Source organism: bacterium (assembly GCA_023150945.1).
Lineage (GTDB): Bacteria > Zhuqueibacterota > Zhuqueibacteria > Zhuqueibacterales > Zhuqueibacteraceae > Coneutiohabitans.
This window is the reverse complement of record JAKLJX010000001.1, coordinates 519,160-532,619: the sequence shown is the minus strand read 5'-3', so window position 1 is coordinate 532,619 and position 13,460 is coordinate 519,160. Positions and strand designations below refer to the sequence as shown.

Genomic DNA, 13,460 nt, shown 5'->3' with positions numbered 1-13,460 from the left:
AACGCGGATTAACCGCAACACAAGAGAAAACGTCAACGGATTGAAACAACTCAACGGATATTTTTCTATCCGCTGGGTTGTTTCAATCCGTTGGAGAAATTTCTTGCCTTTGAAGCGACGATTTCACTCTACAGCACTTTCTATTTGCAGGAAGAGTTCTTGCCCTTGGTATTTCGCCTGCCGGTTCGACCTTCACGCCGGCGAAAATCGCTGACATCCTGGCTCCTGCAAATCCTGTCACACGAGCCATTGGCGGTTTGCCCTGCTGGCGTGACGACGATGCCGGATCTAGAACTCATCTTTTTGATAAGATGAAACGGGATTGACAGGAATCGAGTCGCCAGCGCTTTTTCATGCAGCGTCATCGCCTCCGTCATCCCACCTGCTGGTTCAACCTTTGCGCCGGCAGGCAAGTCAATACGAACCACGGCGGTTTCAGAGAGAGTAATATCGCTTCACGCAAACAGAAATTGCTGTAAGAAACCAAGAAGTAATCCGCACACCTTTCTTCTACTTGTCGGCATTCGTGCAACGTTCCCGCCTGGCTCTCGTCTTCTTGCAAACACAAAAATGTGTTCATGCCCTGAAGCGCAACAGTCACGCAACTTTCTCCGCCGTTCCGGGCAGCAAGACCGCAACCATGCAAGCTCATGCACGTCGTGAATGCATAAATCTGCATAAAAATTCCAGGCATTTTCTCGGAAAGATTGGGTTTTGTGGGAGATGAATCGCTTGCAGGCGGCTGTTGGGCCACTGGCATATCGTTTGCCAGTACGGGAACAACACATTGCATGCAGAAAGCGTCGAGGAAAAATCGCGCAACGATTGTCAAAAGAGAAAATTGTATTGGCGGCGGATCACAATCAGCACCTGAGGCCTTGCGAGCCGAACCAAAATAAAAAAGCTCGCTGAGAGCGGCAACTCTCAACGAGCTGGTGTAAAGGGGCACGGTGGCCCTTCAACAACGCGCGGAAAAGATATAGCCTTTGCCTGCGAAAGGCAAGCATTTCTTTTTCGCCCTCCTGCCTCTTACACCTTCCCTTTCATAAATCGCGACTTTCATTCGCAGTCGGCGTGGCGTGCTCGCGCTCCGGCGTGCCGGCGCGTGCTTGCTTTTTTTCACGAGCAAGAGAAGCATGCCTGCATTTGTCTGGCGCCGCCGGGTGCGGGAAGCCGCGCACCTGAGGCTCTCACTTATTCATTTCAACTCTGGAAAGGAGGCTCCATGCATCCTTCGCGAATCAGGCTCGGCATTGCAATGCTGGCATGTGCGGCATTGCTGCTGGGCTGCGCGGATGTGCCTGCGACCGGCCCCACCCCGCCCGAGTTCAATGCCGAGTTTCGCTTTTTGCATGCGGCCACGGACCTGGCGAGCGTGCAGGTGGCGGTCGACGGCATCCAACAAGGCACGCTGGCTTTTGCCGGTGAGCTGGCGCACAAACAGTTTCCCGCGGGCAGCCGCGAAGTGGCGCTCTCCAACGGCGAGAAACAGTTCGTGGCCATGTCGACCAACCTGCGCGGCACCGTCGTGCTGCTGCCTGCGGCAGCGGGCGCGCCGCGCGAGTTCTTTCGCCTGACGGAGCGCCGCCTCTTCGATTCACCGCAGCGGGTGTTGCGGGTGGCGAATTTCAATCCCGCCCTCGAGGCGCAGGTTACGGTAACCGCCGGCGCCGACACCGTGCTGGCGACGCGGCTGGCGTACAAAGCCGTGACGAACTACATCAATGTCGCCGCCGGTGACTACACGATGGAAGTCAAAGCCGCGGGCGGCAACACGGTGTTGGCCACCTCGGCGCTCAGCATTTCCGCCAGCCATACCAGCATCATTCTGGGAGATGCGAACGCGACGACCATCAAATCGGTAACTGACTGAGTTGCGGAGCGAACCCATCATGATTCCCAATCCTGCTCAACTCGTTTTGGAGGTCGCATGAACTTTCGAAGAATTCCAGGCAGCATTCTGGCCGCTGTTCTGCTGCCGACGCTGTTGCTGGCCGGCACCACCGGCAAGATCAAAGGCAAGGTGGTGGACCGCGAGACCGGTGAGCCGCTGCTGAACGCCACCATCCTGCTGGTTGGAACGTCGATGGGCGCGGCCGCGGATCTCAACGGCGAGTACGTGGTTGTGAACGTGCCGATCGGAGTGTATGAAGTGCGGGCCTCGTTCATCGGGTACCGCGAGGTCACGATTTCCAATGTGCGGGTCAATTCGGATTTGACCACCGAGTTGGATTTCAGCCTGCCCGCGGAAGCCCTGGAAATTTCCGGGGTGTCGATCGTGGCCGAGCGGCCGCTGGTGAATCAGAACGCGACCAATGCCACGCGCATTCAGAGCTATGAAGATTTTCAAAAGATGCCGGTGCGCAGCGTCAACGCCGTCATTGCGTTGCAGCCGGGCGTGGTGGCGCAGAACGGCGGGCTTTACGTGCGCGGCGGCCGCAGCGATGAGGTGGGCTACTACGTCGAGGGCGCCAATGCCCGTGACGCCGACAACGGCAGCAACGCCGTCACCGTCATCCCGGAGGCGCTGGAGGAGTTTCAAATTCAGGCCGGCGGCTACACCGCGGAGTTCGGCGGCGCCAATGCCGGCATCATCCGACAGACCCTGAAAAGCGGTGGCACGGATTATCATTTCACGGTGCAAACCGAAACCGACAATCTCGTCGACCGCGGCGAGAAGTTTCTCGGCTCCTACTCGTACGGCTACACCGACTACACCGCCACGCTGAGCGGGCCGCTGCTCGACAAGAAAGTCAAATTCTTCCTGGCGACGCAAAACATCTTCGAGCGTGACCGCGCCACGCGCTTCTGGCAAGGGTTCGAATTCAATCACGCCGACACCTACGTCGATGGCCACAACTTTCCATTAGTGTTCACCACCAATCGTGACCCGGCGCTGGAGGCGTTCATCCAGCAGCGCGGCATCAAGATGCAGGACAATGTGACGCCGGCGGCAAGCCGCAATCAGTGGATCGGCAACGGCACGATCGTGTGGGACGCCCGGCCGTTCATCGTCCGGTTGGGCGGGTCGCTGAGCTGGCGGCGGCAGGATGACTTGACCGGACCGGATCCCAATTTCTACGGCAGCCTGGCGGCGCGAATGTTCAATCTCGACCGCAACCAAATCGAGGATTTGAGCACCGCGCTGGTCAATCTCAAGGCCACCCATCTGCTGGGCACGCGTTCGTTCTATGAAGTGAATTTGAACTACTTCGACCGGCGGGAAGTGCGCTACGACCCGCTGCTCAAGCATGATTTCTGGGCCTATTGGGACAGCACGGCGAACGCCGGCAAAGGCGTGACGTTCTACAACGACAACTTGAGTCCCTGGCGCGGCGGCACGCAGTCGATCGACATCTACGGCTTCGATTTCACCGCGCCCGGCACGCCGGCGAATTATTTCAAGAACAAGCGCGGCTATATCGGCGGTTCGCTCGCGTTCAGCACACAACACCGCAGCCATGAGCTCAAGCTGGGCGCCTCGTATGAACGCTGGACCGCGCGCAGCTTTGCCGCCGATGAACAGGGCACGCAGTGGACGCGGCAGCAACTGCAGGCGGCGCGCCAGAATCCCGACATCTACCGCCGCGCCCTGGCCGGTGATGCGGCGGCGGCCGGCGCGTTCCGCACGCTGTCGGGCGCTTCCCAACGCCTGACCTATGGCTACGACACCTTCGGCAACGAGGTCAACAGCGACGGCCCCGAGGGTCCGCGCCATCCTTACTACCTGTCCTTCTATGCGCAGGACAAATTCGAAGCGCGCGATCTGGTGATCAACATGGGCCTGCGCCTGGACGTGATGGATAACGATGACTTCACGTTTGCCGATCCTTCCCGTCCACCGTGGGATCGCGCCAACCAGGGCCTGTTCGTCGACCAGTTGGTGAAGAAGAAAGCGGCGGTGGAGCTCAGCCCGCGCCTGGGTCTGGCCTTTCCGGTCACCGACCGCACCGTGTTCCATCTGCAATACGGCAAGTTCGTGCAGCCGCCGCGCCTGACCGATCTTTACAACGGGCCGGCATGGTATGACGCGATCTTCACCGGCGGCACTTCGTTCCGCACTGACGTGGTCGGCTTGGGCCTCGATCCTGAAAAGACCACGCAATACGAAATCGGCTTCAGCCAGCAATTCAGCGAAGTCGCGGCCTTCGACCTGACCGCCTACTACAAGAACATCGAAGACCAGATCCAAATCTCGCGCATCACGGTCGATCCGCAATCGCCGGCGAGTGATTACAACGTGCTGGTCAACGGTGATTTCGCCACCACGGCGGGCGTGGAGTTGTCGCTCACCCTGCGCCGCACCAAGCGCGTGGCCGGCCAGTTGAACTACACCTTCTCCCGTTCGCTCGGCACCGGCTCCGCACCCAACTCCGCGATTGCCGGCATCGAGCAGGTGCAGGAGATTCCGACGGTGATTTCACCGCTGGATTTCAACCGGCCGCAGCGCGGCTCGGCGAGCGTGGACTATCGCTTTGCCAAGGGCGACGGCGGACCGATTCTGCAGAACCTAGGATTGAACCTGCTGCTCAACTTCAGCAGCGGCCATCCCTACACCCGCTCCGAGGGTGAATTCGGCCAGCAGGATGCCTCGCTGGGCGGCCAGATCACCGATCCGCGCTCGCGCCGGCCGCTGGAAGCGGTGAATGCCTCGCTCACGCCGTGGAACTATGACATCAATCTGCGGCTGGACAAGACGGTGGCGATCGGCCAGCTCGGCCTCAATCTCTACATGTATGTGCAGAATCTCACCAATCGCAAGAATGTCGTCAACGTTTATCGTCGCACCGGCAATGCCTATGACGACGGCTTCCTGAACAATCCCGATCTCAGCGGCGCGATCATCGCGGCCAATGGCGGGCAGCCCTATGTTTCGCTCTACCGCGCCATCAATCTCAATGGCAACGGCGACAACTACGCGCAGAGCGAGACTGATGTGATCGGCCTGCAACTGCTCGGTCCGCCGCGCCAGATTCGTTTCGGCGCCAAATTGGAATTCTGAGTCTCACCTGCTTTCGCCCGTTTCCGGCCGGCGGCTGCGGCGTGCAGTCGCGCCAGCCGCCGGCAATTGGGACATGACTATCTGGAGGATTTCTTGATGAAACGATTCCTTTCATTTCTTCTCGCCGCGGCCGGAGTGGCGTTGCTCGCCCATCCAGCCCGCGCCGCAGAAGAGGAAGGCGGCCGCCCGCCGCAGCGGGCAGCACGCCTGGCCAAAGTGGCCGCGGGAACGACCAACCAAACCCTGGTCAACGTCGGCCAGGTGGCTTCCTGGATTTATTCCGACGGCAAATCTGCCAACCAGCCCGACGGCAACGCCGGCTTGTACTTTCCGCGCGGCAACATCATCGCAGCCGCCATCTTCCAGGACGGTTTGGTGTGGGGCGGCAAGGTGAATGACGGCAGCGATCCGGCCATTCGCGTCGGCGGCCAGACCTTCAGCCTCGGCACCGTGCCCGGCGCGATTCTCTCGCCGGGCGTGGCGGAAGACGTGAACGATCTCGCCAATGTCGATCGTGTCTGGCGCATTCGCCGCGATTATCTCACCGCGGATTTGCGCCAGGATGCCGCCGAGCTCAACGTCACCTCGGCGGCCGCGGTGACCGCGGCGCAAATCGCCGCGGTGCGGCAGCAATACGCCGATGATTGGCGTGACTGGCCGGCGCACAAAGGCGCGCCGTTCTATGATGCCGAGGGCGACGGCCACTACACGCCGCAGTTCAATGCCGACGGCTCGCCGATCCTCTTTCCGGAGGCGGATGAACCCGGCTTGGCCGGCGCCGATCAAGTGGTGTGGCTGGTGGCCAACGATCTCAATGCCAGCGCGGTGCAAACGATGTACGGCTCGCCCTCCATCGGCCTGGAGATGCAGTTGACCTTGTGGGCCTATCGCCGTTCGGATCCGCTGGGCAACATCATCTTCAAACAATTCCGGGTGATTTACAAAGGCACGGCGACCACACCCGCCACGGCCACGATCGACAGCATGTACTTCTGCCAATGGGCTGATCCGGATCTCGGCGCAGCCGGCGATGACTTCGTCGGCAGCGACACGAGCTTGAGCCTGGGCTACGTCTACAACTCGGTCTCCACCGATGGCAACTACTCACAGGTGGGTTTGCCGCCGCCGGCTTCCGGCTACGATTTCTTTGCCGGCCCGCTGGTCCCGGATCCCGCTGGTGAAGCCATCTTCGGCCTGAAGAAACGCCGCGGCTTCCGCAACCTGCCGATGACCACCTTCGCCTATTTCGCCGCGGGGCAGACCGACAGCGATCCCACGCGCGGTGGCGATTACAACGGCACGCTGCAGTGGTGGAACTTGCTGCGCGGCTTCCGGCCGCGTCCGGAAAATCCCGCCCAGCCGTGGACCGATCCCACCAACGGCAACGCGGTCACCAAATTCCGCGTGCCCGGTGATCCGGTTGCGGGTGAAGGCTGGGTGGATGCCAATCCTGGTGACCGCCGGTTGCTGCTCGCCTCCGGGCCGTTCACCATGGCGCTGGGCGACACGCAGGAAGTCGTGGTCGCGGTGATGGCTGCGCTCGGCTCTGACCGGCTCTCCAGCATCTCGGTGTTGAAATTCACCGATCGCTTTGCCCAGGAGGCCTTCGACAATCTCTTCGAATTGCCGCGGCCGCCGCAACCGCCGGTGTTGTCGGCCACGGAATTCAACGGCCAGATTCTGCTGAATTGGGGCGAGAATCCCACGGAAGTGGCCAAGACTGAGGGCGTGGTTGACAAAGGCTACGCCTTCCAGGGTTACAATGTCTATCAATTGCCCACGGCGGGCGCGTCGCTCAACCAGGGTATCAAGCTCGCCACGTTTGATTTGGTTGATGAAGTCACCACCATTGCGCAGGAAACATTCGACCAAGGCTCGGGTTTGGTGCTGGAGCTGCCGGTGCAAATCGGCAGGAACAGCGGCATTCAACGCACGTTCGTGATCGCGCGCGACCGCCTGCGTGAGAAGCTGCTGATCAACGGCCAGACCTACTTCTTTGCGGTCACCGCCTACAGCTTCAACGGCACGCCGGGCCTGACCACCCGCACGTTGGAGAGTTCGCCCTCGGTGGTGACGGTGGTTCCGCAGACCACCAAACCGGGCGTGCGTTATCAGACCGTGCGCGGAGACACGCTGGCGGCCAGCCACGTCAGCGGCATCAGCGACGGCGCCGTGACACCGGTGGTGGTGGATCCCAGCAGGACGCAGGAAGCCTCGTATGAAGTGACGTTCGACGAAAACGGGCATTGGCAGCTCAAGAATGTCACTTCCGGCAAAGTGCTGCTCGCGAATCAAACCAATCAAAACGGTGACGGCGATTATCTCATCACCGAGGGTTTGCAGGTGATCGTGGCGGGTCCGCCGCTCGCCGGGTTGGATTATCACGTCGAGGAGGACGGCAACCGCTGGGTGACCGGCGGCAGTCACGGCGGCGAGATCTTCTTCGGCGGGGCGTTCCTGGGCGCGAATTTCAACGGCAGCAATCTGGCCGCGGCCAGTTACCGCAACATTCGCGTGGAGTTCTTCGCCAAGGAAAGCTTTACTGATTTGAACGGCAACGGCCGCTACGATATCGGCGAGCCGTATCAACTGCCGGCCGGCGCAGGCCAGGTCGCCAATCTCTATGCCGGTTTTGCGCTCAATGCCTTCACCGGCCAGACGGTGGTGCCGTTCCGCGTCTTTGACATCGAAACCGATCCGCCGCGCCAGCTCGACATCGTCGTGCGTGACCGGGACGGCAACGGACAGTGGGATTTGCACAAGCTCTATGCCGAGGATGATCCCAACCGCGTCAACCTCAACAACGGCGATTTTCAGTTCAACTATGTGTACATCCTCGACACCGATTACGATCCCAATCGCTGGAATCCCACGGCCGGCGGCCAGGACTTCATGGCGGTGCATCTCACCGACGGCGGCCCGGTGCAGTGGAACCTGTGGCTGGATCAACGCGGCACGCGGGAGCCGATGGGCGCGGCCTTCAGTATCGAATTCATCGCGCCCAACGTGAACACCGCCGCCGACAAATTCACCTTCAGCAGCAAGGCGCCGACCAGCGACCTGGCGACGGCCAAGGCGGATCTCAGCTTGATCAACGTCTTTCCCAATCCCTATCGTGGTTTCAATCGTGCCGAGCTGAATCGCTTCAACCGCTTCGTCACCTTCAGCCATCTGCCGCGGCGCGCCACCATTCGCATTTTCACGCTGGCGGGCGTGCTGGTGCGCACCATCGTCAAGGATGATGAAAGCCAGTTTCTCAACTGGAATCTGCAGAATGAGCGCGGGCTGCCAGCCGCCAGCGGCATTTACCTGGCTCACCTCGAAATGCCGGATATGAATGAAGTCAAGATTCTCAAACTGGCGATCGTGCGGGAAGAACAGTTCCTGCGCAATTTCTGACAGCTCTCATGTTCTCCTCTCCCCTTGCGGTCGAGCGGCGGCCGCCTCGTGCCTGCCGTTTCGATCCGCAAGGGGTCAGGAGAGTTTAGATTCCGCAAAGGAGACGACTCATGAAAAATGTTTGGCAGCGATTTCTGCTGGCCGCAATGATGCTTGCCCTGGCGGGCGGCCGCGGCTGGAGCCAGCAGAACCAACCCGACGGCGAACGCCGCTCCGGCACCAACGCCGCTTCGGAGCTGTTGATTCCGGTGGGTGCCCGCCACCTTGCGATGGGCGGTGCCGCGATTGCAATCGCCAGCGGCCTGGAGGCGATTCACTGGAACCCGGCGGGCCTGGCGCGCGCCACGCGCTCGGCCAACGCCATGTTTTCGCACATGCGGCACATCGGTGACGTCAACGTCAACTACCTGGCGGTGAGCGCGGCGTTCGAAGGCTTCGGCACCCTGGGTTTCAGCGTCAAAGCGCTCGACATCGGTGATATCGCGGTGACCACGGAAGACAGCCCGGACGGCACCGGCGCAATCATCACCCCGCAATTCATCACCGCGGGATTGACCTACTCGCGCGCCCTCACCGACCGCGTCGGCGTCGGCGCCACCGCCAACATCGTTTCGGAATCCATTGACCGCCTCAGCGCCACCGGCCTAGCGTTCAGCTTCGGCGTGCAATACAGCCAGCTCCTGGCGGTGAATGGCCTGAGCCTCGGCGTTGCGTTGAAAAACGTGGGGCCGCATATGCAATATGGCGGCACCGACCTGCTGCGCCTCGGCGACGCCCAGGATGTGGCGCGCGGCAGCTCGCCTTATCAAGTGGTCGCCGGCAAGGACGAGCTGCCCTCCTCGCTCGAAATCGGCCTGGCCTACAACCTGCCGATGGGGGAACGCGCTTCAGTGCTGCTCACCTCATTGTATCAGGACAACAACTTCGATGACGATGCCACGCGCCTCGGCATGGAATACTCGCTGGATCAAAAGCTGTTTCTGCGCGGCGGCTACAGCTTCGCCTTCACCGCCGGCGAAGACGTCACCGGCGAAAGCCGTTACATCTACGGCCTCACCCTGGGCGCCGGCTTGCAGCTCAACCTCGGCGGCCTGGAAGCCAATCTGGATTACGCCTTTCGTCAGGTTGAATTCTTCGACAATTCCAACGTATTCTCGCTGAAACTCGGATTTTGAAAACCATCCGACAGGGTGGCTAGTAGATGAAGGGTTGGGAGTCTGCTCCCAGCCCTTTTTATTTGGCGGGAACGCAGCGCCGTTGCGCGCTTGCGGCACCCTCGCCGGCGCCGCTTCGGCGAAACTTGACTTGACAATGAGAAATCCCCTGCCCAAATTATGAGCACCATTCACTTCACTTGCGCGGTTCAACCACCCCAAAGGAGGAGAGGAGTATGCGACACACTCCGATTCGATTGCAGTGGGCAGGAGCGGTGCTGTTGTTTGGCCTCTGCATCCTGCCGTTGCTCACCGGTCGCGCCCTGGGACAGGGCGTGACTACTGCTGCGCTGAGCGGCAATGTTACGGACAGCCAGGGCCAGCCGCTGCCCGGCACCGCTGCCGTCATTGCGATTCACGAACCCAGCGGCACGCGCTATGGCACGGCCACGCGCGCCGGCGGCGCCTTCAACATTCCCAACATGAAGGTCGGCGGCCCCTACACCGTGACCGCCAACCTGATCGGCTACCGGGCCCAAAAGCAGGAAAACATCTTTCTCAACCTGGGCCAGACCGTGCATCTCGAGTTCAAGCTCGTGGAAGAGGCGCTGACGATGGAAGGCATCGAAGTGTCCGCCGAGCAGGACGAGGTTTTGAACAGCGATCGCACCGGCGCGGCGACTTTCATCAAACCGGCGCAAGTCGTGGTGCTGCCTTCCGTGAAGCGCAGCACGCGCGATCTCACCCGCCTGGATCCGCGCAGCGACGGCAACTTCAGCTTCGGCGGGCGCAACTGGCTGTACAACAACATCTCGCTCGACGGTTCTTACTTCAACAACCCCTTCGGCCTCGATGACCCCGCGCCCGGCGGCCAGGCCAATGCCGAGCCCGTGCCCTACGATGCCGTCGAACAAGTGCAGGTTTCGATTGCGCCGTTTGACGTGCGCGAAGGCGGCTTCACCGGCGCCGGCATCAACACCGTCACCAAGAGCGGCACCAACGAATTCAAGGCCTCGGTGTACAGCTTCGTGCGCAATGAGAATCTATTGGGCAACAAAGTGCGGGGCGAAAAAGTCATTGCCAATCCCGACCTGGCCTTCAACCAATCCGGTTTCACGGTGAGCGGGCCGCTGGTGAAGAACAAGCTGTTCTTCTTCGTGAACGGCGAGCTCGAGCGCCGCGATGATCCCGGCACGAATTTCGTCGCGAACCGCGGCACCTCCGGCTTCGGCGTTTCGCGCGTGCAGGCCTCGGTGCTGGATCAGATTCGCCAGCGCATGATCAGCGTGTACAATTATGATCCCGGCGCCTACGACGGCTTCATTCACGAAACCGACAACAACAAACTGCTGGCCAAGCTGGATTGGAACGTCAACGATCATCACACCGCCACGTTGCGCTACAACCTGCTGGACGCGGTGCGTGACCTGCCGCCGCATCCTTTCGTGTTGAGCTTCAACAACACCGGCCGCGGCCCCAACGAAGCGAGCCTGCCGTTTCAAAACTCCGGTTATGCCATCAACAATGAGCTGCACTCCTTCGCGTTCGAGTTGAACAGCCGCTCGAACAAGCTGGCCAACCGCTTTTTCGCGAGCTACAACCGCTTCCGCGATTTTCGTGAGCCGTTCAGCTCCGACTTTCCCACCATCGAGATCGGCGAAGCCGGCGTGACCTACACCACCGTGGGCCATGAGCCGTTTTCGATTCACAACATTTTGGATCAGGACGTTCTGCAATTCACCAATAACCTGAGCGTTTTCTCGGGCAAGCACGTTTTCACCGTGGGCGCGAATTTCGAGTACTTTTCGTTCTTCAACGCCTTCAACATTTTCCGCCACGGCGTGTTTTTCCTGCCGCCAGTCACCGGCATCGGCACGACCTTCTCCTCGCTGGAGGAATTCTTCACGCTCACCGATCCCAACCGGCCCGGCGGTCCCTTCAACTTCAGAGGTTTGATCGGCACGGGGCCGATCAAGGGCGAAAACATCGACGTCGGCCAGCTCGGCGTCTATGCGCAGGATGAGTTTCAAGTGTCGCCGTTCTTCAACCTCACCTACGGCCTGCGCGTCGATTTTCCGATGTACTTCACCGATCCGGTGGACAATCCTTTTTCCCGCGGCTTGACCGCGTTGGATGAAAAGGGCAATCCGGAAAAGGTGGATCAAAGCAAGCTGCCGGGCGCCAAGCCGCTGTTCTCGCCGCGCGTGGGCTTCAACTGGGATGTGATGGGCGACCGCTCGCTGCAACTGCGCGGCGGCACCGGCATCTTCACCGGCCGCGTGCCGTTCGTGTGGGTCGGCAACGTGATCTCCAACCCCGGCGCCAATCCGAATCTCTATCCGACCGTCACCACGGTCCCCGAGGCACACAAGACCAGCAGCGATGCCATTCTGCAGCAGTCGTTCGATTTGAACGCCATGGATCCGGATTTCAAGTTTCCGCAAGTCTGGGTCACCAATCTGGCCCTCGACAAGCAGTTGCCCAGCGACATGCTCGGCACGCTGGAAGTGGTTTATGGCAACGACATCAACGCCGTGTTCATGCGCAATGCCGATCTCGTCGCGCCCCAGCGGTTCCTGCGCGACGGCCGGCCGTATTACGGAGGCGCATCTCCCACTGGTGGCCCTAATCCTTATGAGATTAACAAAGATGGCGGCGCCGGCATCTACGTCATCGACAACACCAGCGACGGTTACAATCTCAACGTGACCGCGCAGTTGCGCAAGAACTTCAGCAGCGGCCTGAACACCAACGTGGCGTACAGCTTCACGCAGGCGAAGAACCAGTTGAAATCCACTGAAATTGCCAGCGTGCTCTGGCAGAATCAGCCGGTGCAAGGCAATCCCAATCTGCCGGAGCTGAGCTACTCGGAGTTCGGCCAGCGCCATCGCATTGTCGGCAGCGCGACGTATCGCAAGACCTGGTCGAGCAGTCTCGCCACGCATTTCGGCTTGTTCGTGGAAGTGGCAGAGGGCAATCGCTTCGCGGGCTCGGGCGGCAACCGCTATTCCTATCTCTATTCCGGTGACGTCAACGGCGACGGCCAGGGCGGCAATGACTTGATCTACATTCCGGCGAACCAGAATGACATTAATCTGGCGCCTTACACCGACGCCGGCGGCCGCACGATTTCTGCGCAGGAACAGTGGAATGCGCTGAACGCCTTCATCGCGCAGGACAAGTACTTGAGCAAGCATCGCGGCGAGATTTCGGAACGCTTCGGCGCGGTGAATCCGTGGTATTACAACGTCGATTTGCGCGTGTTGCAGGATTTTTCCTTCAATGCCGGCGCCAAGCGGCAAACCCTGCAGTTGAGCGTCGACGTGCTCAACGTTCCGAATTTGATCAGTTCGAGCTGGGGCGTGCGCAAGGTGGCGAGCGCTTCGGCGACCTCACCGCTGCGGCTGGCAGGTTTTGACGGCACCGGCGAGCCGATCTTCAATTTCACCGGCCCGTCCGAGACCTTCATCGACGACGCCGGCCTGAATTCGCGCTGGCAGATTCAGGTGGGATTGCGGTATTTGTTCAATTAGGAGACTTCATCGCGGGCGCAGTCACCACGGCTTTTGTGGAAGCCTGGCCTTGTGATTTAGTTGGGATTCTGGCGAATGACTCAGCGGTGCCGGGTTCTGCACGAGATCTTCTCAGGATGAACAACTCGGCGCAGAGGCTAATACTTCACAAGGTCCTTTCAGGATGATATCCGCGGAGGATCCGCATTTCGAGGTGAAAGCGAGCGCGTTTGATTCCGGTTCAACGTCCGGGCGCAGCCAGCGTCCGGACGTTTTTTGTTTGAGGGCGGTGAGGCTGCGTCTTTGGGGATGGGATCTCTGCGCTGTTGTGTTTGTTCGAATGAATGCAGCCAAACGGTGAGAGAGGCTATTGCGCTTTTCGTTGGCCTGAAG

Annotated in this window: 6 protein-coding genes; 5 read left to right on the top strand and 1 reads right to left on the bottom strand. The window is 60.4% G+C overall.

Features of this window, described 5'->3' with window-relative positions; all coding sequences use genetic code 11:
- Window positions 1–373 precede the first annotated feature (373 nt).
- Entirely contained in the window at window positions 374–949 is a 576-nt protein-coding gene (locus tag L6R21_02045) for a hypothetical protein (protein ID MCK6557954.1), read from the bottom strand.
- A gap of 276 nt (window positions 950–1,225) precedes the next feature.
- Here L6R21_02045 and L6R21_02040 point away from each other — a divergent pair, with 276 nt between their 5' ends.
- The 5 genes from L6R21_02040 (at window position 1,226) to L6R21_02020 (ending at window position 13,088) form a co-directional block, all read left to right on the top strand.
- On the top strand, window positions 1,226–1,873 hold the full coding sequence (locus tag L6R21_02040; protein MCK6557953.1) for a DUF4397 domain-containing protein: 648 nt from the start codon (window positions 1,226–1,228) through the stop codon (window positions 1,871–1,873).
- Between the two features lie 57 nt (window positions 1,874–1,930).
- A complete protein-coding gene (locus L6R21_02035) occupies window positions 1,931–5,002 on the top strand; it encodes a TonB-dependent receptor (GenBank protein ID MCK6557952.1) in 3,072 nt (1,023 codons plus the stop codon).
- A 96-nt stretch (window positions 5,003–5,098) separates the two neighbouring features.
- Complete coding sequence (locus L6R21_02030; protein ID MCK6557951.1) at window positions 5,099–8,401, top strand: hypothetical protein; 3,303 nt, start codon at window positions 5,099–5,101, stop codon at window positions 8,399–8,401.
- 110 nt (window positions 8,402–8,511) lie between these two features.
- The gene (locus tag L6R21_02025) at window positions 8,512–9,576 is read left to right on the top strand and encodes a PorV/PorQ family protein (GenBank protein ID MCK6557950.1); all 1,065 of its coding nucleotides are present in this window, start codon (window positions 8,512–8,514) and stop codon (window positions 9,574–9,576) included.
- Window positions 9,577–9,791: 215 nt separating this feature from the next.
- Window positions 9,792–13,088: a carboxypeptidase regulatory-like domain-containing protein gene (locus L6R21_02020; protein ID MCK6557949.1), complete on the top strand. Its 3,297-nt coding sequence runs from the start codon at window positions 9,792–9,794 to the stop codon at window positions 13,086–13,088.
- Window positions 13,089–13,460: the final 372 nt, after the last annotated feature.